This is a genomic window from Plantactinospora sp. CA-290183 (genome assembly GCF_050936375.1).
Lineage (GTDB): Bacteria > Actinomycetota > Actinomycetes > Mycobacteriales > Micromonosporaceae > Plantactinospora.
In genome coordinates, this window is the sequence record NZ_JBNJMX010000010.1 from 15429 (window position 1) to 37086 (window position 21658).

Annotated in this window: 19 protein-coding genes and 1 pseudogene; 4 read left to right on the forward strand and 16 right to left on the reverse strand. The window is 70.3% G+C overall.

Features of this window, described 5'->3' with window-relative positions; genetic code table 11:
* The 5 genes from ACQEUR_RS17180 to rpmB all read right to left on the reverse strand — a co-directional run bounded on the left by ACQEUR_RS17180 (window position 1) and on the right by rpmB (window position 2853).
* Window positions 1–783: an ABC transporter ATP-binding protein gene (locus ACQEUR_RS17180; protein WP_433031968.1), complete on the reverse strand. Its 783-nt coding sequence runs from the start codon at window positions 781–783 to the stop codon at window positions 1–3.
* Between the two features lie 2 nt (window positions 784–785).
* The gene (locus ACQEUR_RS17185; protein WP_433031783.1) at window positions 786–1916 is read right to left on the reverse strand and encodes a FecCD family ABC transporter permease; all 1131 of its coding nucleotides are present in this window, start codon (window positions 1914–1916) and stop codon (window positions 786–788) included.
* 231 nt (window positions 1917–2147) lie between these two features.
* The gene (gene rpsN / locus ACQEUR_RS17190) at window positions 2148–2453 is read right to left on the reverse strand and encodes a 30S ribosomal protein S14 (RefSeq protein ID WP_433031786.1); all 306 of its coding nucleotides are present in this window, start codon (window positions 2451–2453) and stop codon (window positions 2148–2150) included.
* Complete coding sequence (gene rpmG, locus ACQEUR_RS17195) at window positions 2453–2620, reverse strand: 50S ribosomal protein L33 (RefSeq protein ID WP_433031789.1); 168 nt, start codon at window positions 2618–2620, stop codon at window positions 2453–2455. Before rpmG ends, rpsN begins: the two co-directional genes overlap by 1 nt.
* Window positions 2620–2853 carry a 50S ribosomal protein L28 gene (gene rpmB, locus ACQEUR_RS17200; protein ID WP_433031792.1) on the reverse strand — a complete coding sequence of 78 codons (234 nt, stop codon included), beginning with the start codon at window positions 2851–2853 and terminating at the stop codon, window positions 2620–2622. Before rpmB ends, rpmG begins: the two co-directional genes overlap by 1 nt.
* Before the next feature lie 151 nt (window positions 2854–3004).
* Between rpmB and ACQEUR_RS17205 the strand changes: the two are divergent.
* Window positions 3005–3364, forward strand: a pseudogene (locus tag ACQEUR_RS17205) (GTP-binding protein); the annotation flags it as partial.
* A 157-nt stretch (window positions 3365–3521) separates the two neighbouring features.
* Here the strand turns inward: ACQEUR_RS17205 and ACQEUR_RS17210 are convergent.
* The 4 genes from ACQEUR_RS17210 to ACQEUR_RS17225 all read right to left on the reverse strand — a co-directional run bounded on the left by ACQEUR_RS17210 (window position 3522) and on the right by ACQEUR_RS17225 (window position 10438).
* Complete coding sequence (locus tag ACQEUR_RS17210) at window positions 3522–4556, reverse strand: glycoside hydrolase family 11 protein (RefSeq protein ID WP_433031794.1); 1035 nt, start codon at window positions 4554–4556, stop codon at window positions 3522–3524.
* A 622-nt stretch (window positions 4557–5178) separates the two neighbouring features.
* Window positions 5179–8643 (reverse strand): galactose-binding domain-containing protein, encoded by a 3465-nt coding sequence (locus ACQEUR_RS17215; RefSeq protein ID WP_433031797.1) that lies wholly within the window; start codon window positions 8641–8643, stop codon window positions 5179–5181.
* 266 nt (window positions 8644–8909) lie between these two features.
* A complete protein-coding gene (locus ACQEUR_RS17220; RefSeq protein ID WP_433031800.1) occupies window positions 8910–10040 on the reverse strand; it encodes a DUF1648 domain-containing protein in 1131 nt (376 codons plus the stop codon).
* The gene (locus tag ACQEUR_RS17225) at window positions 10037–10438 is read right to left on the reverse strand and encodes a GntR family transcriptional regulator (protein ID WP_433031803.1); all 402 of its coding nucleotides are present in this window, start codon (window positions 10436–10438) and stop codon (window positions 10037–10039) included. Before ACQEUR_RS17225 ends, ACQEUR_RS17220 begins: the two co-directional genes overlap by 4 nt.
* Before the next feature lie 60 nt (window positions 10439–10498).
* Between ACQEUR_RS17225 and ACQEUR_RS17230 the strand changes: the two genes are divergently transcribed.
* A complete protein-coding gene (locus ACQEUR_RS17230) occupies window positions 10499–10867 on the forward strand; it encodes a hypothetical protein (protein ID WP_433031806.1) in 369 nt (122 codons plus the stop codon).
* Window positions 10864–11799: a lysostaphin resistance A-like protein gene (locus ACQEUR_RS17235; RefSeq protein WP_433031809.1), complete on the forward strand. Its 936-nt coding sequence runs from the start codon at window positions 10864–10866 to the stop codon at window positions 11797–11799. Before ACQEUR_RS17230 ends, ACQEUR_RS17235 begins: the two co-directional genes overlap by 4 nt.
* A gap of 90 nt (window positions 11800–11889) precedes the next feature.
* Here ACQEUR_RS17235 and ACQEUR_RS17240 read toward each other — a convergent pair whose 3' ends face one another.
* From ACQEUR_RS17240 to ACQEUR_RS17255, 4 genes are all read right to left on the reverse strand, one after another.
* Window positions 11890–14133 (reverse strand): penicillin acylase family protein, encoded by a 2244-nt coding sequence (locus ACQEUR_RS17240; protein ID WP_433031812.1) that lies wholly within the window; start codon window positions 14131–14133, stop codon window positions 11890–11892.
* 233 nt (window positions 14134–14366) lie between these two features.
* Window positions 14367–15257, reverse strand: coding sequence for a carbohydrate ABC transporter permease (locus ACQEUR_RS17245; protein ID WP_433031815.1), 891 nt, complete (start codon window positions 15255–15257; stop codon window positions 14367–14369).
* Window positions 15257–16198, reverse strand: coding sequence for a carbohydrate ABC transporter permease (locus ACQEUR_RS17250; RefSeq protein WP_433031818.1), 942 nt, complete (start codon window positions 16196–16198; stop codon window positions 15257–15259). The genes ACQEUR_RS17245 and ACQEUR_RS17250 overlap by 1 nt, the downstream gene beginning before the upstream one ends.
* Window positions 16199–16255: 57 nt before the next feature.
* Window positions 16256–17482, reverse strand: a complete 1227-nt coding sequence (locus tag ACQEUR_RS17255) for an ABC transporter substrate-binding protein (RefSeq protein ID WP_433031821.1) — start codon at window positions 17480–17482, stop codon at window positions 16256–16258.
* Between the two features lie 176 nt (window positions 17483–17658).
* On the opposite strand from ACQEUR_RS17255, the gene ACQEUR_RS17260 reads away from it, so the two are divergent.
* Window positions 17659–18861 carry a DUF2786 domain-containing protein gene (locus ACQEUR_RS17260; protein ID WP_433031824.1) on the forward strand — a complete coding sequence of 401 codons (1203 nt, stop codon included), beginning with the start codon at window positions 17659–17661 and terminating at the stop codon, window positions 18859–18861.
* A 24-nt stretch (window positions 18862–18885) separates the two neighbouring features.
* Here the strand turns inward: ACQEUR_RS17260 and ACQEUR_RS17265 are convergent, their stop codons facing one another.
* Genes ACQEUR_RS17265 through ACQEUR_RS17275 form a run of 3 tightly spaced genes read right to left on the reverse strand, consistent with a single transcriptional unit; the run spans window position 18886 to window position 21429 of the window.
* Entirely contained in the window at window positions 18886–19671 is a 786-nt protein-coding gene (locus ACQEUR_RS17265) for an amino acid ABC transporter ATP-binding protein (RefSeq protein ID WP_433031827.1), read from the reverse strand.
* A gap of 6 nt (window positions 19672–19677) precedes the next feature.
* Window positions 19678–20541, reverse strand: a complete 864-nt coding sequence (locus tag ACQEUR_RS17270) for an amino acid ABC transporter permease (protein ID WP_433031830.1) — start codon at window positions 20539–20541, stop codon at window positions 19678–19680.
* 57 nt (window positions 20542–20598) lie between these two features.
* The gene (locus tag ACQEUR_RS17275; RefSeq protein WP_433031832.1) at window positions 20599–21429 is read right to left on the reverse strand and encodes an ABC transporter substrate-binding protein; all 831 of its coding nucleotides are present in this window, start codon (window positions 21427–21429) and stop codon (window positions 20599–20601) included.
* Window positions 21430–21658 lie beyond the last annotated feature (229 nt).

Here is a 21658-nt window from a genome sequence, read left to right on the forward strand (position 1 = left end):
TCACTTTCGAGAGGGTGGAGGTGCGAGGGAGTACAGCAGTTGCGGGTCACCGGTCAGCGGGTGCGTGACGACGGTGACCGCCACCCCGAAGACGTTCCGGACGAGGTCCACGGTCAGGACCTCCTCCGGCGTGCCGGCCGCGACGAGTTCCCCACCGCGGAGTACGCCGATCCGGTCACAGGTCGCCGCGGCGAGGTTCAGGTCGTGCAGGACCACCAGAACCGTCAGGGGGGAGCCCTTGAGCAGCGAGAGCAGTTCGATCTGGTGGCGGACATCCAGGTGATTGGTCGGTTCGTCCAGGACCAGGATCTCCGGCTCCTGCACGAGCGCGCGGGCCACCAGTACGCGCTGCCGCTCACCGCCGGAGAGGCTGAGTACGCCGCGGTCGGCGAGATGGGCGATGCCGAGTCGCGCCATGACGCGCTCGCACAACTCCCGCTCCCGCTGGTCGAGTGCCCGGTTGCCGCGCAGGTGCGGGGTGCGGCCCATGGCGACGACCTCCGCGACGGTGAAGTCGAGGTCGCCGCCGCCGTCCTGGGTCAGCGCCGCGACGGACCGGGCGGTGCGCCGCAGCGGGAGTGCGCCGAGGTCGTCGCCGCCGATGCGCACGACGCCCCGGGTCGGCTTGAGTGTCCGATAGACGCAGCGCAGCGCGGTGGACTTGCCGGAGCCGTTCGGTCCGACCAGCCCCACCGTCTCTCCCCGCCCCACGTCCAGGGACAGCTCGCGGACGAGCAGGTGGCCGTCGATCGCCACGGTGATGCCGTCCAACTGGAGGTCCATGGTCACCGGCCCCCGAACAGGTAGCCGCGACGGCGCATCAGCGCGACGAACACCGGCACCCCCACCAGGGCCGTGATCACACCTACCGGAAGCTCCCGGGGGGCGACCACCGTCCGCGACAGCAGGTCGACCCAGACCATGAACAACGCCCCGGCGAGCGGCGTGACGGTGAGCACCCGGGCGTGGGTCGCGCCCACCACGATGCGGACCAGGTGCGGCAGCACCAGACCCACGAAGGCGATGGCCCCACTGACCGCGACCATCGTGCCGGTGACCAGGGAGGTCAGGACGAAGAGGCCGGTGCGGGTCCGGGTGGTGTCGACGCCGAGGCTGGCTGCCGTCTCGTCCCCGAACGTCATCACGTCGAGCGTGCGGCTTCTGCGGTACAACAGGACCGTTCCGGCGATCACCGCGACCGCGACGGCCGGCAGTGCCCCCCAGGTGGCCGCACCGAAGCCGCCCATCGACCAGAACAGCAGCGTGCTGGTCGCCTCGCTGTCCGGCGAGAAGTAAATGATCATTGCCATGACGGACTGGAAGCCGAAGGACATCACCACGCCGGTCAGTACCAGCCGCAGGGGGGTGAGCCCTGCCCTGCTGTGGGCGGCGGCGAAAACCAACGCCGCGGCAACGAGCGCGCCCATGAACGCACCCGCCGAGACCGCGTACACGCCGGCGGCGGCGAACCCACCCGACACGGTCACCGCGACCGCCCCGACCGACGCGCCCGATGAGACACCGAGCACGAACGGGTCGGCCAACGCGTTGCGGACCAGGGACTGCACCGCGACCCCGACCACGCCCAGGCCGGCACCGACACACGCCGCGAGCAGGACCCGCGGAGTACGGATATGCCAGATGATCTGGTAGCGCGTCACCTCGTCGGCGGTGATGGTGCCACCCGTGAGTCCTGCCCACAGATATCGGACCGTGTCCGTGGGGGGCACCACCGCCGTGCCGAGACCGATCACCACGGGCACGGAGAGCAGCAGGGCTCCCAGGATCAGGGCGACGGGCAGGACGAGACCGTACGGCAACCGGCCGGGGGCCGGTTGTGCCGGTTCCTCCGGTGCGCGGACGCCGCCGGAGGGTACGCCGTCGAGGTGCCCGGTCCGGAATGGATGCCCCGCCACGACAGAATCAGTCCTCCTACATGAAATCGGTTTTCGTCTTCATCTGGAAGCTAGCACGACGGGCGATGCCGTCCCATGGGCACCCCGGGCACCCTGGTCCCCCGGCGCGGCTTCGCCGCACGCTCCCGTGCTTCCCGGCGGTCGCGAGCAGGTGAGCCCACGTCCGCCCGGGCTGGAGGAGCGCGTGCCTGTCTCGACGAGGGAGGGGTGTCCGGTGGCAAGGGGGAGTGGCTACCGGGAGGCCTTGCGGACGCCGGGGAGTTCGCCGCGCAGTGCCATGCCGCGGAAGCGGACCCGGGACAGGCCGAATCGGCGCAGGAATCCGCGCGGGCGGCCGTCGACGAGATCCCGGTTGCGGCGCCGGACCGGGCTGGAGTCGCGGGGGAGGGCGGCGAGCCGGTGGAGGGCCTCGGCGCGGGCGCCGGACGCGGTGCGGGGGTCGGAGATCAGTTTTCTGAGCGCGGTGCGCCGCTCGGTGTGCCGGGCGACGAGGACGGCGCGGCGCTGGTCGCGTCCGGTGAGAGCACGGCGGGCCATCAGCGCTCCTCCCGGAAGTCGACGTGCCGGCGGACGACGGGGTCGTACTTGCGCAGCGTGAGCCGGTCGGGGTCGTTGCGGCGGTTCTTGCGGGTGACGTAGGTGTAGCCGGTGCCGGCGGTGCTGCGCAGTTTGATCACGGGGCGGACGTCGGTGTGCCTGGCCATCAGATCTTCGCTCCCCGGGCGCGCGGCCGGGCGACGACGGCGTCGATGCCGTCCCGGTCGATGATCTTGATTGCGGTGGTGCTGAGGGTGAGCCGGACGGTGCGGCCGTCGGCCAGTCGGAAGCGGCGGCGCTGCAGGTTGGGGTTCCAGCGACGGCGGGTGCGGCGGTGGGAGTGGGACACGGTGTTGCCGAAGCTGGGCTTGGCGCCGGTGACGTCACAGACGGTGGACATGGCAGGGACTTTACAACGAAAACCATTCCCAACAAGATGGTGGGGTGAGTTCGCACGGTGCGCACCGCCGTCGGCGTACCCGAGGACGTTGCCGTCGAACTCGTGCACGCCTGTGTGTCGTGCACGCTGATCCCGCCGGGCCGGACACGGCCGGGGACAGTTGTGGCTGGCCAGCCAGCCGGACGGGGTGGCCGGGTTCGAGTCCGCCGGCGGCGGGGTGAGCATGGGCAGCCTCGGCTACTGGCTGGTCGCCCTCCCCGGAGGACGGTGGGTCGAGGCCAGCGACTACCGCCGGATGACCGCCGACCTGTCCTGGGATACCTACTACGGCGACCGCCGCACCGTGCTGGCCTTCATCGGCCTGCGTTTCGACCCGACGGCCGTCACCGACCTGCTGACCGGCTGTCTGCTCACCGACGCGGAGGTCGCCGACGGCTTCGACGCCTGGCGACAGCTGCCCGACCCGTACGCCGGTTGCTCCCCGCTGGCCGACGACACCGGCGTGGGGTAGCCGGCAGGAGCAGGACAGGTGCGACCGCATCCGCCGCGGTCGGCCCGACCGGGCCGGCCGCCGCGGATACCCACCTCTCCGCAACACCCCGTACCGAGTGTGGCGCGGCGGCCGAGGGCCGCCGCGCCACAGGTGCGGTGTCAGGAGCTGGTCGCGGTCAGCCGGTTCGGCAGGTGATCGTCGGCCAGGTCGTGTTGCCGTTGGCCATGATCGTTACTCCGAAGTTGTTGCCGCTGCCGTTCGGTCTCGCGGTGATCGCTCCGCTCGTTCCGCTGACGGAGGCGTTCCAGCTGTTCTGCAGGGTCTGGCCGCCGTTCAGGTTGAGGGTGACGACCCAGTTGCTGGCACCGCTGACCGCGACGTTGAGGTTGAACCGGTCGCTCCAGCTGTCGCCGGCGGAGACCGTCGCGGTGCAGTTGCCGCCGCCCGGGTTTCCGGGGGTGGTGGCGGTGGGCTGCGGGTTGCTTCCGCCGCCGCCCTCCCGGACGGTGATGTCGGAGCTCCCGCTGCTCTGGTAGCCCTCGGTGGCCATCACCTGGTAGGCCCAGCTCGTGCCGAGGTTCAGGCCGGCGCGGGCCCAGGCGTCCATGTGGTTGCCGAAGGTGATGGTGCCGCTGCTCCGCTTCTGCTGGCGGACGCTCCAGAACTGGTAGAACGTGGCGGTACCGTCGATCGACGGCTGGTTCACCCGCTGGCTGCGGAGGATGTCGTAGGTGCCGCCGTCGGTGGTGACCGTGCCCATCCGGGTGGCGCCGCTGCTCGGGTTGTAGCTGCCGAAGTTCTCCACCACGTAGTACTCGATGAGCGGGCTCCGCGTCCATCCGTACAGGGCGAGGTAGGTGTTGTTGTTGCCCGGGTTGTAGGTGCCCGAGTAGCTGACCGTCCGACGGCTGCCGGACGCCCAGCCCTTGCCGCCGACCCAGTTGTTGGTGCTGTTGCTCCACCGGCTGGAGTAGCGGCCGTTCTCGCGCAGCGTCATGCTGGCGTCGCCACTGTCTTTCCAGAACGAGAAGTAGAAACCGTTGTGCGTGCCGGTGGCGTTCGAGCTGACGGTCCGGTCGGCCTCGGCGTACGCGTTGGTGGCCATCACCGTGCTGCTGACGGCCAGCACTGCGGCGCAGGCGGCGCCGAGGAGCAGGCGCAGACGGTTGCGTCTCCTCGGTGTGGTGGGGGTGTGGTTCGTGTCGCTCATGGGCTTGCTTCCTCCTCGTGACGGCTGGCGGGAGGCCAGCAGCGCGGTACGACCCGGCGGGCTGTCGGGTGGCCGGGTGACGGCCGCCGGACATCGGCGTCGTACCACGCGGTGGTGGTGGTGACCGGTCGTCCTGCACGACGACCGGAGGAGTGGGTCGCGGTGGATGGCATCGACGGTGATTGAGCGCCGTCGATGCGACGGTATTGACCCACCCGTCGACTTGTCAACAACTTTCCGAAACATTGCGGAAACCCCCTCGCCGTGGATCGGCTTCCCACGGGGCGGCGCCACTCCTTGCCCAGTAGTCCCATCTGGTCGATCGGGATCCAGGCTGATCGCACCGGAGCATCGGTCGGAGGGGCGAGATCCGCGCACACCTCACCGGAAGTTCCGGAGATTTTCCGGACCGTAGTCATGGTGGCCGGGTGCGCCCACTGGTCCACGCCGGCTAGCAAGGGCCGGTGACGGTCGGAGTCGGCGCCTACCACCCCAGAGTTTGGCGGCGCCGGGCGAGTGCGGACATGCGACCGCCTGCCACCGCCGAGGATCCTCGGCCGTGGCAGGCGGCAACTTCCGGCACATGTGACGACCGTGGGCGGCTGCCACGTCGTCGTCCGAGCTACGAGGTGATGGGCTCGACCCAGATGTTGCGGTAGAAGAGGTTGGCCCCGGGGTCGCCGTGGTCCTGGAGACGGATCGGACCCACCGAGGGCCCCTCCGGCGCCCCGTTGCCGGTCGGCCCGTTGATCTCGGCGTTGTCGTGCACGGTGACGCCGTTCCACACGACGGTGACGCGGGCGTTCTCCGTCTTTGCCCCCGAGGCGTTGAACCGGGCGGCGCGGAAGGTCACGTCGTACGTCTGCCAGGTCTGGGGTGCGGTCGCGGCGTTCACCCTCGGCGCCAGTTTCTCGTAGATGGCGCCGCACTCGTTCGTGGCGGGGGTGGTGTCGCCGTACGAGTCGAGCACCTGCAACTCGTACCGGTCCTGAAGGTAGATCCCGCTGTTCGCCCGGGCCTGCCCGGTGACGTCCGCCGGCAGGTTCGGCAGCCAGAACTCGATGTGGAGCCTGAAGTCGCCGAAGCTCTGCCGGCTCCGGATGTCGCCGCCGAGCACCTCCACCCCACCATTGCCCAGCGGCCAGGTCGGGTTGGCCCCGTTGGCCTGCTGGAAGTTGTTCATGTTGGTCCCGTCGAAGAGCGTGATCCGGCCGGGGTTGCCGGCCGCGCCGTACGCCTCGAACTCGTAGATCCGGGCCGCGCCGTCGGTGGTGCTGGTCGGCGCGTTCACGGCCAGTCGCGCGTACCTGGCCTGGGTGGCCGGGATGTCGTGGGTGGTGACGTTCGCCGTGTTGCCGGTGACGTTCGCGACCGTGGTCCAGGCGGTGCCGTTGGTGCTGACCTGGACGGTGAAGTCGCGGGTGTTCCACGCGGCGGTCTCACCACCGGCGCCCGCGTGCCTGACCACGAACCGGTGCACGCTCTGGGTGGAGCCGAGGTCGACCTGCAACCACTTGGTGGTGCCGAGCGAGCACCACTTGTCGCCGTTGCCGCCGGTCACGCTGCCGTTGACAGCCTGCGCCGGCCCCTCGGCGCTGGAGCAGGAGCTGTCCGCGGTAGCCGGCCGCCCCAGGGCGATGTTGCCCGATGCCGGGGCGGCACCGCCGCCGTAGACCTCGAACTCGTAGATCCGGGCCGCGTTGCTGCCGTCGCTGTTCGGCGTGGTGATGGCGAGCCGGACGTACCGGGCCTGGGTCGCCGCGAAGGTGTGCGTGGTGGTGTTGGCGGTGTTCGCGGTGACGTTCGCGACCGTCGTCCAGGCGGTGCCGTTGGTGCTGACCTGGACGGTGAAGTCGCGGGTGTTCCAGGCGGCCACCTCACCACCGGCACCCGCGTGCTGCACGACGACCCGGTTCACGCTCTGCGCAGAACCCAGATCGACCTGCAACCACCTGCTGGATCCCAACGAACACCACTTGTCGAGGTTCCCCGAGGTGACGGTCCCGTTGACGGCCTTCGCCGGGCCCTCGGTCACCGAGCAGGAACTGTCGGCCGTGGCCGGTCTGCCCAGGGCGAGGTTGACCGCCGGTGACTGGCCGGGGATGGCGTTGAGGGTGTACCAGACCTCGGTGCTCCACAGTGCCTGGCCGTCGCTCGCGCTGAACGGCCGGGGCGAGCGGACGTGGACGACCCGGCCGGCCTTGAGTCCGTTCACGACCAGGGTGACCTTCTTGCCGTCGGCCGACAGGGTCGCCGAGGACACCGACAGCGTCTCCTCGTCGATCTTCGGGCCGCCGTAGTCGGCGGTCGGGACGTACCGCCACTGCTTGACCCGGTACTTCGAGGCCAGGCCGGTCGCGGTCGCCGTCGACAGCGGCTTGGTGTACTCGATCTCGAACCCGTTCGGTCGGGCCCGCATCGCCAGCATGTCGAAGGTGGCACTGCCGTTCGGCGCGATCTTCTGTAGGCCGTGGCTGAGCTTGCCCTCCTGGCCCCAGTTTCCGCCCCCGTGCAGGCCACCGGTGTAGAGGGCGCCGTCCGGGCCGACGCTGACCTCGGACACGCCGGCCTCGAGACCCTGCGTCATCCGGAACAGTGCGCCCTGGTACTCGCCGTTGACCTTCTCCAGGTACGCGCGCTGGAGGCCACCGTACGTCACGTCACCGATGGCCAGCTGTCCGGCGAAGGGGCCCTGGGTCATCATCACCGGGGTGCTCGGCGAGTTGCCGATCTCGTTCTGCGGGAACCAGATCACCGGCTGGGTCACCGGATTGTTGTCGAACGGCCCGGCCGGGTTGAGGTAGTGGTTGAAGAACCGGTCCTGCTTGATGTGCAGCAGCTTGGACGCCGGTTGGTAGCCGCCCTGGTTGTCCGTGACGAAGAGCCCGTTCTCCGGCCCCCAGCCGATGCCATGCGGGGTACGCAGCCCGCCCGCGAGGTAGGACACGGCGCCGGTCGTCCGGTTCACCTTGATGGTGGTGCCCCGGTTCCCCACCGGCTGCGGGTTCGTGGTGGCGCCGCCGTAGTCGATCGCCACCGAGAGGTTCAGGTAGAAGAACCCGTCGGCGTAGAGCAGCCCGAACGCGAACTCGTGGAAGTTTCCGCCGAACGGCCAGGTGGCCACGGTCCGGTAGTTGTCGGTCACCCCGTCACCGTTGGTGTCGTTCAGCTCCGTCAACCGGTGCTTCTCCGACACGTACAGCTTGCCGTCGACGACCTTGATGCCCATCGGCTCTTGAAGCCCGCTGGCCACCCGGGTCCGCGTCACCTGGGCCGGGCTGGTGTTGCCGGTGACGTTGTCCAGGAGCCAGACCTCGCCGGCGGTGGTCAGCGAACCGCCCCAGGTGAGCACCGCGAGGCGCCCGTCGGGAAGCCAGTCGAAGCCGGTGACCTGGGGTTCGAAGCCGCTGGGCCGCAGGTTCGTCAAGGTGTAGTTGGGATGTACGGCGTCCAGCGGCAGCCCGTCGCCGGGTGAGTCGCCGCTGGCCTCGCACTCCTTGCGGCCGGGCGCGGTGACCCGGACGACCCCGGCGTCGGTGCTCAGCACCGAGTTGGGCACGGTCACGAACGAGGTCGAGCCGGGAGTGCGCCACTGCAGCGTCAACTGCTGGCCGCCGTCGCGCTCGAAGTGCTCGATCCGCAGCGAGTGGTAGCCGGTGGTGAGGTCGACCGTGCCGTCCTTCGGGTCGGGCCCGTGCAGTCCGTCGTGGTCGACGACCACGGCGTCGTCGATCAGGAGTCGCGACCCGTCGTCACTGAGCAGCCGGAAGGTGTAGGTGCCGGCCTGGGCGATGGTGATGTTGCCGAGGACCTGGGCCAGGAAGCGGTCCTCGAAACCGAAGTCGGCCGCGCTCGTCCAGTCGACCGTCGGCATCAGCTTGTCGACGTTGGGGGTCTGCGCGGCCTTGAGGGTGCAGAGGTTGTTCAGCGGCACCTGCAGGTCGAACACCCGCAGGGTGACACCGGGCTCCTGTGGCGGCGGCGCGGCCGCGGCGGCGCCGACCGGCAGGCACACGGCCGCGACGGTGAGCACGGTGGCGACCGCGCCGAGGATCGGCGTACGTGCTCGTGGGGATGGTAGGAACATTGTTTCCTCCCAGGGGTGAGCGGACGATGTCGCGCCGTCACCGGCACGGCAGACCGCTCGGCGGCGCGCCGTGCTGGCCGACGGACGACCTCGTCACGTTCGGTGGCTGACCGGGCACGCCGCTGCCTGGCGAGGCAAACACTACGATCGTTACGTTTGGATGTCTAGATGTTTCGTCGAAGACGCTCTAACTTTTATCGCATCCGACAAAAGTGCGAGATCCACTGGACGGGCGCACCGAGATCTGGTTGGCGCGGGCGGCAGGATCAGTTGAGGGTTTCTCGTCGGGGTAGGTCGATGACGCCGACCGCGGCGAGGAGGCCGACCGTGAGCACGGCGGTCACGACCAGCCAGGCTATGGGGTGACCGAGGTTCAGGGTCCAGCGCGTTCCGATCCGCGTGTGGACGAAGACGGCCGGGTCGCGACGGTTGAGGTAGACCGTGCCGGCGAGCATCCAGTGCCGGTCGTCGTCACGTTGTACGACGCCGGAGTCTTCTTCCGGCTCTCCGGGCTGGGCGGGTAGCCGGTGCCCGGCGTGGCCGACCCGGTGCTGCCAGATCAGCAGGATGACGACCAGGGCCGCCAGGGGCAGGTACGTGCCTACCCGCCAGGCTGTGGAGGTGGCGACGACGCCCCACAGCTGGAGTGCGGTGACGAGCAGTCCGAGGTTGAGGCAGGCGGCGCCGAGCAGCAGCAGCCGGGCCACCCCGCCCAGGTAGACCCGGTACCGGCGGGCGGACCCCACCGGCCTGGCGGCGTCGAGGTCGGGGCGGGACCGCAGCACGAGCAGCACGAGCAGCGGGACCGCCAGGGTGATCCCGGTCTGTAGCAGCACCGGCTCGAAGGCGTTCAGGTAGCTGGTCGGTTGACGCTCTGCCGCGTCGAGGCCGTACCCCTGGAACTGCGGCAGGGTGGTGCCCAGGCTGTCGTACCGCCACCAACCGATCGTCGCGCTGACGAACGCGATGACCGTGGGCGGCGCCAACCAGTGCCAGGGCAACCGGATCGGATCGGTACGGAAGCTGGTGTCGACGGTGATGCCCTGCCGGTGTTCGGACCGCCAGCCGCCGGACAGCTTGGCGGCGCGGACCTGGCGGTATGCCCGGTGGTACAGCAGCAGGTCCACCACGCCCAGGGCGGTGGCGGTGCTGCCGATCACGGCGGATCCGGCCGATCCGAGCAGGAGCGGGATGGAGACCGTGCCGGCGAGTGCCGCCGCCGCGATCGTGCCGTGGCGGAACTGGCGACGTTGGGCGAGCACGGCCGGATCGGCCACTCGTGCGGCGGTGACCCGTACGCCGAACGGCAGTGTCGGCGGGGTGAGCCAGGTCGTCGCCAGCGCCAGGCAGGTGACGAGCGCGATGACCGTCAGGTCGGCGGTGATGAGCAGCGTCATGGGATCGCCCCTCGCTCGGCGTGAAACCTCGACACGATCGCCTGGCAGCGTCCCACCGCGTCGGCACCGTCCAGGCCGTGCACGGTCGCCTCGGCGAGGAGTACGCGCATGCGCTTCTCCCATTCCTCCGTGAAGGCGGCCTCGGGTGGGCCGGAGGTGGGATCGCGGCGGATGACGGCCCCGCTCTTGCGGTTGATCCGGATGACGCCCTGCTGGCGCAGCAGGTCGTAGGCCTTGTTGACGGTGTGGAAGTTGATCCCGGAGTCGGCCGCGAGCTGGCGCGTCGAGGGGAGCGGGTCGCCCTCCCGCGCCTCGCCCCGGGCGATCGCCTCAATGACCCGGTCCCGGATCTGCTGGTAGATCGGGACCTCGCTGTCGAGATCGAGAGTGAGGTGCACAACCGCAGTCTATCTGATATATCTGTAGTAGAACAGATAGTCAAGATGGAGGTGCGGGCCATGGCACGGGCATCGATCAACAACGGGATTCTGGTCGTCGAGTTCTCCACCTGGGAGCGGTTCTTCACGCTGCGTAGACGCGTCGACATCCCGGTCACGGCTGTCCGCGAGGTCGCGACCGTGGCGCCGCTCTCAGGCGTACGCGGCATCCGCCGGCACGGCATCACCGTCTCCGGTCTGCTGCGGGCCGGCCACTGGGGCCACGGCGCCGGGACCAGGCAACTGGTGGCGGTACGCCGCAGTGTCCCCGCCGCCCGGGTGCTCGTCGACCCGGCCGCCGGCCTGCCGTTCGACGAGATCGTGGTGAGCCTGCCGGACGCCGACGCCGTCGTCGGGGCGGTCAGGCGCGGGCAGGAGGCACCCCGATGACCTCGCCGCCGCGGGCGGTGCAGGCGCATCCGCAACCGACCATCGAGCCGGGCGACCACTCGGCCACGAGCCGGCGTCCGCTCCTCGTGTTCCTCGCCGTCGCCTTCGCGCTGCCGTGGCTGTTGTGGCTGCTCCGGCTGGTCAGCGGGCTCGACATCCTGGCGGCGGGCGGCATGGCCGCGGTCGGCATCGCCACCTTCGTGACCGTGCGCTGGTTCCGCCCGCGCACCGGACCCGCCATCGGCACCGGCCTGCGCGCACCGTTTCGGTGGCGTACCACCGTCAAACAGTCCGCCCTCGCGTTCGCGGGCATGCTCGGGCTGGCCATCGCGGCGATCGCGATCGGCGCGGTCGCGGGCGTCTACTCCCTTGACCTGGACCAGTTCTCCGGCCTGCGCATGGTCCACGCGGCCGGCCCGGCAGACCCGGTTCCCGTACTGCTGCTGTCGTCCCTGGCACAGAGCATCCTGCTGTTCGTGGTGATCCTGCCGCTGGCGTTCTGCGAGGAATGGGGGTGGCGGGGCTTCCTGCTGCCACGGCTGCGACCGATCGGCGCCTGGCCGGCGCTGGTGCTCTCCGGGTTGATCTGGGGGGTGTGGCACCTGCCCGGATACGTGGGACCGGATCGGCGCCCCGGCCTGGTGCCGTTTCTCGTCTTCTGCGTACTGCTGGGGATCCTCTTCGGCTGGCTGCGGCTGACCACCAGGTCGGTCTGGCCGTCCACCGTCGCGCACGCCGCCAACAACACCGTCGTCATCGGCTTCGTCAACGTGGTGCCCTCCGACGCCGATCAGGTGGCCGCGGCCGACCCGTGGTCATTCGGGTTGAGCGGCTGGCCCGGCTGGATCGCCATGGCCACGGCGATCGTCCTGTTCGCCGCCGCGGGCAGGGCGTTGGCGGCGCGTAAACCGAGCGCGCATCGCGCTGCCTGAACGGGCGCACCAGCTCGCCGAGGGGGAGGAGGCAGCATCTGGACAGGACCGCCGGCGCTGCGGAGACATCGCAGCGCCGGCGGGTTCGGCTCAGTTCCCCGGCCGGTAGCGCCGTTCGACATGGCCCCGGAGGTCCTCGGGGTAGAAGTAGACGGGCCGCAGGTTGCCGCTGGCGTAGCGTTCGACCTGGTCGTTGAAGTGCGGCGAGGCGGGATCCCCGCTCGCGCCGCCGGCCGTCACCGCCCAGGCCCGCAGCCTCGGCCCGAACTCCACCACGGCCACGAAGCTGTTGCCGCTGGTGCCGTAGTAGCGCTTCGTGCCCGGATAGCGCCGTGCCCCGAACGAGGCGAGGGAGCCCCACTGCGCGGAGGTGAAGGGTACCGGGAAGCTCGGCTTGGCATCGTCGAACGTCTGGGTGATCGCCCCGTCGTTGCGCTGGAAGCGGTTGATCTCGCCCCAGGGCACCTGCCAGCTGCCGAAGTCCTGCCTGAGCCGTTCGGTCGCCGCCTCCAGCGCCGTGAGCCGCTGGGCATCGGTGGCGCGCTCGGCCAGGTAGTCCCACATCGACATGCCCGCGTCCCTCGCCGCCTGGGTCAGGGGCGCCCAGAGCGCCTCGCCCCAGAAGACGGCCAACGACGTCGCCGTCGATTCCGCGCTCCAGCGATAGTCCCAGTCGCGTAGCAGGCCGATCGGGTCGGCGAGGTTCGCCTTCTGCTGGTCGCCGTCGGGCAGGCCGTCCCACGCCGCGACCAGTCCGGGCACGAGCCGGGCGAAGGCGGTGAGGTAGCGATCGAAGGCGGCGGCGATCAGCGTCTGCGGGGTGAAGTCGCGGCGCGCGCTCAGCACCCGGATCGCCTGCGGCCCGCGCGGGTTCTCGCCGGCCTGGTCGAAATAGCGCGGGTAGTCGGCGGCGTCGGGGCTGTCCGCGCCGGCCGCGGTCCAGGGCCAGTTGTTGGTGTTGAACGCCCAGCCGTTCCTCGGGTTCACCGCCTGCGGCAGGCTCCGGAGGGTGTGCAGCCCGCGCCAGTCGGTCGCCGGGTCACTGCCGTCGACGGGCTTGCGGTAGTCGAAGCGGTCTTCGCGGACCGGCATGAACTGCGGCATCAGGAAGGCGATCTCGCCCTTCGAGTCGGCGAAGAGCGTGTTGTTCGAGCTGTTGGCCTTGAGGCCGGCCACCTGGAGGAAGTCCCCGTAATCCCGCGTCTTGGTGCGCAGGAAGCTCTGCTGCAGCGCCTCGACGGGCCTGTTCATCAGCGCGAACGCGATCCACTTGCCGTCCGCCTCGCGCACGATCGGGCCGTGGTGGGTGGCGAAGGTGGTGAAGCTGCGCCGCGCCCGCCCGCCATCGGCGGTGCGATAGGACAACGTGATCGTCTTCGTCGTCACCGGCCGCAGCGCGTCGCCGTAGCGGTAGGAGTGGCTGCCGTCGGCCCCGGTCACGATCGTCTCGGCGAACTCGTCGACGTTGTCGACGCCGCTGGACGTGTGCATCCAGCCCGTGTTCGCGTTGAAGCCCTGGTAGATGAAGAACTGTCCCCAGGTGGCCGCACCGTACGCGTTGAGCCCTTCGCCGCTCGTCACGTGCTGCTCCGAGCGGAAGAAGAAGCTGGTGTGCGGGTTGATCAGCAGCAGCGCGTGTCCGTTGCGGGTGTGGCTCGGCGCGATCGCCATGCCGTTGGAGCCCCTGGGCTCGCGGAACAGCAGCCCGCGCTCCTCGTCGGTCATCGGCACGCTGCGATTGGCGTAGAAGGCCTCCAGTTGGGTGAGGGGCACCCGCTCGATGTCGCCGCCGATGCTGCCCTCGGAGAAGCTCAGCGGCATCCAGGGCTCGAACCGCTCGATCACCCGCGGGCGTACCTCGGGGTGTGTCGCGAGGTAGTAGTTCAGCCCGTCCGCCCAGGCCTGCATCAGCCTGCGTAGCCAGCCCGGGATCCTCCCGTAGTCCCGCTTCAGCGCCGCGGGATCGACGAACAGCCGTTGGCGCAGGTCCTGCCAGATCGCACTCTCGCCCTCGGCCTCGGCGAGGCGGCCGAGGCTCACCAGATAGTTGCGTTCGATCCGGTTGAAGTCGTCCTCGGCCTGGGCGTACATCATCCCGAACACCGCATCCGCGTCGGTCCTGCCCACCACGTGCGGGATGCCCCAGTCATCGCGGGTGATCGTCACGTGCGCGGCCTGCTCGCGGCAGCGGGCCAGATCGGGCGCGGTTCGGGTGGCGGCGGCGGATGCGCCGGCGGGGGGCAGTCCCGCCGCGACGGTGGCGGCGCCGGCGGTCAGCCCGACTGCTCCGCCCAGGACACGGCGCCGGCTCAGCCCTTCGTTGTGCGTGTTCATGGGTGGGCCCACCTTTCTCGGGGGTGACGGGATCGTGCGGGGTGCCCCGAACCGGGGAGCGGGACCCACGTGCTGGCGGTTGCGTCGTCTCCGGCCGCGGCGTTGAGCGCGGCGGTGGTCAGTACCGGGGGTGGTCCGGCGCGTCCGGCCGAGGAGCGCTGCGGGGGCCGGCAGGGCTTCATGATCATCACCCTAGGTCAAAGCGGCTCGGTCCGGAACCGCCCACCGCGGCCTCACTTGACGGAGCCGCGCATCACCCCGGAGATCACCCACCGCTGCGCGATCAGGTAGAGCAGCACCATCGGTGCCAGCGCCATCAGGTACGACGAGAAGGCGAGCGTGTAGTTGGTGCTGAACTGGCCCTGGAACACGTACTGGACCAGTGGCAGGGTCTGCGCCTCCGGGCTGGAGAGCACGACCAGCGGGAGCAGGAAGTCGTTCCAGGCCCACAGGCAGGTCAGGATGCCGACCGTGGCGTTGATCGGGGCCAGCAGCGGGAAGATGATCCGCCAGAACGTGGTCCAGACGCCCGCCCCGTCGGTCCGCGCCGCCTCCTCCAGCTCGCGGGGGATCGAGTTGAGGTAGCCGACGTAGATGAAGACGTTGAGCGCCAGGCCGTAGACCACGTACAGGAATGTCAGGCCGAGCTGGTTGTCCATGCCCAGCAGGGCCGTCTGCTTCACCACCGGGAGCATGATGATCGGGAACGGCACGAACAGCGCCGAGACGAAATAGTAGAAGAGAAGCCGGAAGCGGCGCCGGTGCATGTTGCGCGAGATCGCGTACGCGACCATGGAGTTGCTCAGCAGGGTCAGCACCAGCGCGCCAACCGTGACCATCGCGCTGTTGAGGGCGGCGTTCGGGAAGTTGGTCAGCCGCCACGCGTCCGCGAAGTTTGCCCAGCGGGGGTTCCCCGGCGGCGCGAATCCGGACCCGGCCAGTTCCTCGGGCGTCTTGAGCGCGGTGACCACCGCGAAGTAGAGCGGGATGAGGACGGTCAGCGAGAGGACGGCCATCAGCGCGGTGAGCCACCAGTTGACCCGGTTCTTCCGACGGGCGCGGACCGGCCGGGCCGGCGGCCGTCCGGCGGTCGCGTCCCGGGTGGCGACGGTGGGGCTGGACATCAGGCCCGCACCTCCCGGCGCATCAGGATCCGGAGCTGGAACAGCGAGAACGCGACGATCACGATGAAGAAGAGCACCGCGTTGGCCGTCTGGTAGGCGAAGTCGCCGCCCTGGAAGCCGCCCCGGTAGATGACCATCGAGATGCTCTCGGTGGAGGTGCCCGGACCGCCGGCGGTGAGCGGGATGATGTGGTCGAAGACCTGGAGGAAGTTCTTCAGCGACAGCACCATGTTGATGGTGAAGAACGCCGCGATCAGCGGGAAGGTGATCTGCCGGAACTGCCGCCACCGGCCGGCTCCGTCGATCGACGCCGCCTCGTACAGTTCGGTGGGAATGGTCTGGAGACCGGCCAGGTAGAGGATGACCGCGAAGGCGGTCGCCTGCCAGACCGCGAACACCACGATCGCGACCCAGGCCAGGTCCTCGTCCGCCAGGATGCTGGTGGAGAGGGTCCGGCTGCCCAACTTCTGCCCCAGATAGGGCAGGGTCGTGCTGAACAGGTAGTTGAAGATGTAACCGAGCACCAGGATCGACATCACCTGCGGGAGGAAGAAGATTCCGCGCAGTGCGGTGCGGAACCTGATCCGCGAGTTCAGGCCGACCGCGATCGCCAGTGCGGCGACGTTGGTCAGCACCGTGCTGAGGATGGCGAACTGGAACGTGAACAGGTACGAGTCGCGGATCCGCTCGTCGCGGAAGATGTACCCGTAGTTCTCCAGACCGACGAAACTCCAGTCGCCGTACCCGGCGTAGTCGGTGAAGCTGTAGAAGACGCCCTGGAGCACCGGGACCGTGTGGAAGACGACGAAGAGCACGAACGCCGGGACGACCATCCAGTAGAAGGCGGCGTCGGTGCGGTCGGACCGCTTCCGTCGACGGCGGGACCCGGGCGGCACCGGTGGATCGTCGACGTCGGGTGGCGACGTGCTGGCAGTTGTCATCAGTGCTGTCCTCCGGCCGTCGTCACCGTCGTCGCCCCCGGCCCGCTCGCTGCCCGTTCAGTTCCGCCGCCGGGCGAACTTGTCCCACTCCTTGTCCAGGGTGGACAGGAACGCCCGCTCGTCGCCGTCGATGAGGAACTGCTGGGCGATCTGCGCCAGCGGGATCACCGGCGGGATCTGATGGTCGGGGAAGCCGACGATCCGGCCCTGCGCGAACAGCGGCGCCAGCTCCGCCAACGCCGGGTCGGCCGGCGCCTGACCCCGCAGCGTCGGGATCGCGCTCTGCTCCTCGGCGTACGCGGCGATCACCTCGGGGCGGACGAGGTACTCCACGAACGCCAACGACGCGCGCTCGTGGCGGGGCTCGCGTGGCATGGTCACCGCCACGTCCACCCCGGACACCAGACGGGCCTCGCCCGCCGGCATGGGGAAGACGCCGAGGTCGAACGCGGGCTTGAACTGCCGGATCGCCGGGATGGTCCAACTGCCCTGGAGGTACATCGCGGCCTGGCCCTTGGCGAACGCCTGGTTGCCGTCGTCGTAGCCGCGGGAGAGCCTGTCCCGCTGCGCGTACGAGGAGAGCTGCTCGTACCGCTGGGCCACCTCGGGCCAGCCCTCCTGGAACGAGGTCTGGTCGTCGCGCAGCCGGTCCCAGTAGTCGTCCGGCGACAGGTTCGCGGCGATCGGGTTGAGCGCGCCCAAGGTGGTCCACGCGTCGCTCAACGTCCCGTACACCGGGGTGATCTGGGCGGCCTTGAACTTCTCCGCAGCCGCGACCAGCTCCGCCCAGGTCTTCGGCACGGCGACGCCGTGGGCGGCGAAGATCTCCCTGTTGTAGATGACGCCCGAGGCGTTGCTGGCGAAGGGGAGCGCGTTCACCTCCCCGAGATTCGCGGTGCCGAGTTCGGCCAGTACCTCCAGGATCGCGGGGGTGACGGTCCTGCTGGCGGCGTGGCCGGAGAAGTCGTAGAAGACTCCGGCGCGGGCGAGTTCGGCGTACGAGGCGTTGCCGTTGAGCGTCATCACGTCCGGAACGTCGTCGCGGACCAGCCGGGTGCGCAGCGCGGTCTCCGAGTCGGGTACGTGGTCCTGCACGACGCGGATGTCCGGGTTCTCCCGCTCGAAGTCCTCGATGATCCGGTCGAAGGTCTGTACCGCCTCGGACTTGAACTGGAAGAACGCGATCTCGACGCGCCCGTCCCCGGCGCCGCCGACCAGACCGCACCCGGCGACCAGCGACATCACGGCGAGACTCGCGACGAGACGGGCGGTCCGAGGGGGCATGCGCGGCACCTCCGGCGAGGACGGACGTGACGGGCGTCACGGTGATCGGCCTCTACCCGTGCCATCCGGCCGGCAAACCGGCCCGAGGCCCGGCGCCACGCCCGGCGCCACCTCGACCCGGCACTGATCGTGGCATCCGGTGAAACGCCCGACCCGGCATCCGTAACCTTGTGCTGGTGACATCTGTGCGGGAACGGATCCGAGCGGTTCTCGTCGGAACGGTCGACTACGAATCCGGGCTGGACGCGCTGACCGTCACGCCGTCGGCCGAGGTCGACCCGGAGCTGGTGGCCGCGGTGCACGAGGCGTGCGCGAGGCTGTGGCGCGGCGGGTGGCAGCCGGCCGAGTTGCACCGGGTGGTCGCCCGGCGCGGCCAGCCGCAGCAGGCCGACCTGGTGACCGACGCGGTCGCCGCGCACCTGCGGCAGTTTCCCCGGGCCACCGTCGATCCGCGCTGGCTGGCGCAGGCGGACACGCTCGGCGCGCGGCTCTGGTGGGGCAGCGACGCGACGTACCTCGACGAGATCGCCGCCCGCTGGAGGCTCGACCGGGTGGCCGTCCTCGACCTGGTGCTGAGCCTGCTCGCCATCCTGGCCGCGCTCCCGCCGGTCGAGGTGCTCGTCCCGCCACCGGGGACCGCCGTCACCCCGGCCGACCGGGCGGGCGCCGCCGGGTCGTCCCGGATCGACACGCGGCTGCTGGACCGGGTACGCGCCCTGCTGGCCAAGGCGGAGTCGACGACCTTTCCGGCCGAGGCGGAGACGTACACCGCCAAGGCCCAGGAACTCGCCACCCGGCACAGCCTCGACGAGGCGCTCCTGGTCGTACGGGGCGGTGCCCCGGCGACGGTGGTGCCGTTCGCGCGCCGGATCGGCGTGGACCACCCGTACGAGGGGGAGAAGGCCTCGCTGCTGGACGCCGTCGCCCGGGCCAACCGCTGCCACACGGTCTGGTCGCCGGAGCTGGCGTTCACCACCGTCTTCGGCTTCGACGCCGACATCGACGCGGTCGACCTGCTCTACACCTCCCTGCTGGTGCAGGCCCACCGGGCGATGGCGCGGGCCGAGCCGCCGGGCGGCAAGGCCGGTCGGGCCCGGCTGCGGGCGTTCCGCCAGTCCTTTCTGGTGGCGTTCGCGGTACGGATCGGCGAACGACTGGCCGGCGCCGCGCAGGCCGCGCTGGAGGCGGCGACGGACCCCGCCGACCTGCTGCCGGTGCTCGCCTCCCGGGACGAGCAGGTCCGCGAGACCATGCAGCGGGTGTTCCCGCGTACGGTCCGGGCCCGGGGCAGCCGGGTGGACAGCCGGGAGGGCTGGGACTCCGGCCGGGACGCCGCCGACCGCGCCTCCCTGCCGACCGGCACCACGCCGGGCCGGTAGCCCACCCGGCGGTGGGGCGGCGCGCTACCCGGGCGTGACCGGCGAGCCGGCGCCGATCTCGGCCGCGCTCACCCGGGTCGGTTCGAGCACCCGGTGCAGGAACTCCCTGGTCCGGGCCTCGCGCGGCGAGCCGAAGACCTCCTCGGGCGGACCGGACTCGACGACGGTGCCGCCGTCCATGAAGACCACCCGCGACGCGACCTCGCGGGCGAAGCTCATCTCGTGGGTGACGACCAGCATGGTCATGCCCTCCGCGGCGAGCGAGCGCATCACCGCCAGCACCTCGCCGACCAGCTCCGGGTCGAGCGCGCTGGTCGGCTCGTCGAAGAGCATGAGCCGGGGGTCCATCGCCAGCGCGCGGGCGATCGCGACCCGCTGCTGCTGACCGCCGGAGAGCTGCGTGGGGTAGGCGTCGGCCTTCTCGGCCAGGCCCACCCGTTGGAGGTTCGCCGCCGCGATCCGCTCCGCCTCGGCCCGGGACCGGCCGAGCACCCGACGCTGCGCGATGGTCAGGTTCTCCCGGACCCGCAGGTGGCCGAAGAGGTTGAACTGCTGGAAGACCATGCCGATCCGGCGCCGTACGGCGTCGATGTCGCAGTCCGGGTCGGTGACCTCCACGCCGTCGACGTGCACCGATCCGGCGGACGGCTCCTCGAGCAGGTTGACGCAGCGCAGCAGGGTGGACTTGCCCGACCCGGAGGGGCCGATCACGCAGACGACCTCGCCGGTCTCCACCGACAGGTCGATGCCGCGCAGCACCTCCAGCCGGCCGAACGCCTTACGCAGGTCGCGAATCTCGATCGCGGGCACCGCCGGTCACCTCTCCTTCGCGGCCCGGCGTTCCAGCCACCGGACGAGTTGTGACAGCGGCAGCGTTATCACCAGGTAGAGCAGGCCGGCGACCACCAGCGGGGTCGGGTTGACCCGGGTGTTGAGGGTGTCGCCGGCGAACTTCGTCAGCTCGATGGTGGTCGCGGTCACCCCCAGCACGTACGCCAGCGAGGTGTCCTTGGTGAGCAGGATGATCTCGTTCGTCAGCGGCGGGATGACGATCCGGAACGCCTGGGGGAGCACGATCGAGACCATCGCGCGGCCGTGCGACATGCCGAGTGTCCGGGCCGCCTCCAGCTGCCCCTTCGGGACGGCCTGGATCCCGGCCCGGATCGTCTCCGCCATGTAGGCGGCGGCGGTCGCGCCGAGGCCGACGGTGACCGCGCCGTACACTCCGCCGGGGATCTCCCGGTCGGGAAAGGCGAGCGGGACGCCGTAGCCGACCATGAAGAGCACCAGCAGGGTGGGCAGCCCCCGGAACAGCTCGATGTAGCCGGTGGCGAACCAGCGGTACGGCCCGACGGACGAGAGTCGCATCAGGGCCAGTACCAGCCCGAGCGCCAACCCGAAGGCGAACGCCAGCAGCGTGTAGACGATGGTGTTACGCAGAGCGACGGTGATCGCCTCGGGGAACATGCCCCCCGCGATGTCCAGCCGGAAGAACGCGTCGGCCAGGCGACCCCAGTCGGCCGCCGCCACCACGACGAGCAGTACGAGGGTGAAGACCAGGTAACCGGCCAGTCGCCACAACCGCTGCCGCTGTCGGCGGCCGAGCCGGCGCCGAGGAGGCGGCGGGACCGGGGCCGGTCGGACCTCGGCCCCGGTCGTCAGCGTCTCAGGATCTGCCATGCCTCCCCCAGCTCACCCGGCCGGCAGCGCCGGGCGATGTCGTCACGTCAGACCAGGTCAGACCGTCGGCTTCGCGCCGATCCACTTCTCGTAGATCTTGTCATAGCTGCCGTCGGCCCGCGCCTGCGCGAGTGCCTGGTCGATGGTCTCCAGCAGCTTCGGGTTGCCGCCCTTCTTGACCGCGAGACCGTACTGCTCGCCGGTGTCGAAGCCGCCCGCGACAACGGCCCTGCCGGGGTTGGCCTTGACGTACTCGTTCCAGACCGGCAGGTCACCCACGGCGGCCTCGATCTGCCCGGTGGCCAGTGCCTGCTGCGCGGCGCCGAGGTCCTTGTACGAGACCACCTCGATCTTGAGACCCTGCTGCTGGACCTGCTGCTTGACGTAGTCCTCGCCGGTGGTGGCGCCCTGCACGCCGAGCCGCTTGCCGGACAGGTCCGCGAGCGTCCGGTACGGCTTGCCGGTCAGCACCACGAGCGCCTGGGTGGCGTCGAAGTACGGGGCACTGAAGTCCAGCACCTCCTTGCGGGCGTCGGTGATGGTCATCCCGGCGGCGGCCACGTCACACTTGCCGGAGTTGAGGTCCGCGCCGGACTTGATGCCCTCGAACGGGGTGTCGACGATCTCCTGGGTCACACCGAGCTTCTTGGCCGCGAGGTCGACGATGTCGACGTCGAACCCGACCACCTTGCCGCTGGCGTCCTTGGACTGGAACGGCGAGTACGGCAGGTGGGTGCAGGTGGTCAGCGTGCCGGCCCGGACCAGCTGCACGCCGTCGGCGGTGGTGCCGCCGGTGTCCTCCTTCGCGCAGCCGACCAGGCCGGTGACCGTCAACACCGTGCCCATGGCCAGCGCCGCGCCACGCCGGGCACTCCGAAGCTTCACCATCCGCCTATCCTCCCCAATCAAGCAAAACGCATTTTCCTATAGGTTAAGCCAGGATCTACCGGGCCGGCGTCCGGGGCCCACGTCACGCCCCGTCTCACCAGCTCATGCGTAACACACTCGGTCGTGCTCCGTCGGTCTCGATACCGCAACCCTGGCCCGCCACCCGGCGGCGCGAACGGCCGGCGGTACGGGGAGGGTCGACCAGGCGCTCCGGTTGGCCGAGCCCGAA

Coding starts and splice junctions, on each gene's coding strand:
- ACQEUR_RS17180 (WP_433031968.1), bottom strand. CDS start 783: ATGGACCTCCAGTTGGACGGCATCACCGTGGCGATCGACGGCCACCTG.
- rpsN (WP_433031786.1), bottom strand. CDS start 2,453: ATGGCCCGCCGTGCTCTCACCGGACGCGACCAGCGCCGCGCCGTCCTC.
- rpmG (WP_433031789.1), bottom strand. CDS start 2,620: ATGGCCAGGCACACCGACGTCCGCCCCGTGATCAAACTGCGCAGCACC.
- rpmB (WP_433031792.1), bottom strand. CDS start 2,853: ATGTCCACCGTCTGTGACGTCACCGGCGCCAAGCCCAGCTTCGGCAAC.
- ACQEUR_RS17210 (WP_433031794.1), bottom strand. CDS start 4,556: ATGAGCGACACGAACCACACCCCCACCACACCGAGGAGACGCAACCGT.
- ACQEUR_RS17215 (WP_433031797.1), bottom strand. CDS start 8,643: ATGTTCCTACCATCCCCACGAGCACGTACGCCGATCCTCGGCGCGGTC.
- ACQEUR_RS17220 (WP_433031800.1), bottom strand. CDS start 10,040: ATGACGCTGCTCATCACCGCCGACCTGACGGTCATCGCGCTCGTCACC.
- ACQEUR_RS17230 (WP_433031806.1), top strand. CDS start 10,499: ATGGCACGGGCATCGATCAACAACGGGATTCTGGTCGTCGAGTTCTCC.
- ACQEUR_RS17235 (WP_433031809.1), top strand. CDS start 10,864: ATGACCTCGCCGCCGCGGGCGGTGCAGGCGCATCCGCAACCGACCATC.
- ACQEUR_RS17240 (WP_433031812.1), bottom strand. CDS start 14,133: ATGAACACGCACAACGAAGGGCTGAGCCGGCGCCGTGTCCTGGGCGGA.
- ACQEUR_RS17245 (WP_433031815.1), bottom strand. CDS start 15,257: ATGTCCAGCCCCACCGTCGCCACCCGGGACGCGACCGCCGGACGGCCG.
- ACQEUR_RS17250 (WP_433031818.1), bottom strand. CDS start 16,198: ATGACAACTGCCAGCACGTCGCCACCCGACGTCGACGATCCACCGGTG.
- ACQEUR_RS17255 (WP_433031821.1), bottom strand. CDS start 17,482: ATGCCCCCTCGGACCGCCCGTCTCGTCGCGAGTCTCGCCGTGATGTCG.
- ACQEUR_RS17270 (WP_433031830.1), bottom strand. CDS start 20,541: ATGGCAGATCCTGAGACGCTGACGACCGGGGCCGAGGTCCGACCGGCC.
- ACQEUR_RS17275 (WP_433031832.1), bottom strand. CDS start 21,429: ATGGTGAAGCTTCGGAGTGCCCGGCGTGGCGCGGCGCTGGCCATGGGC.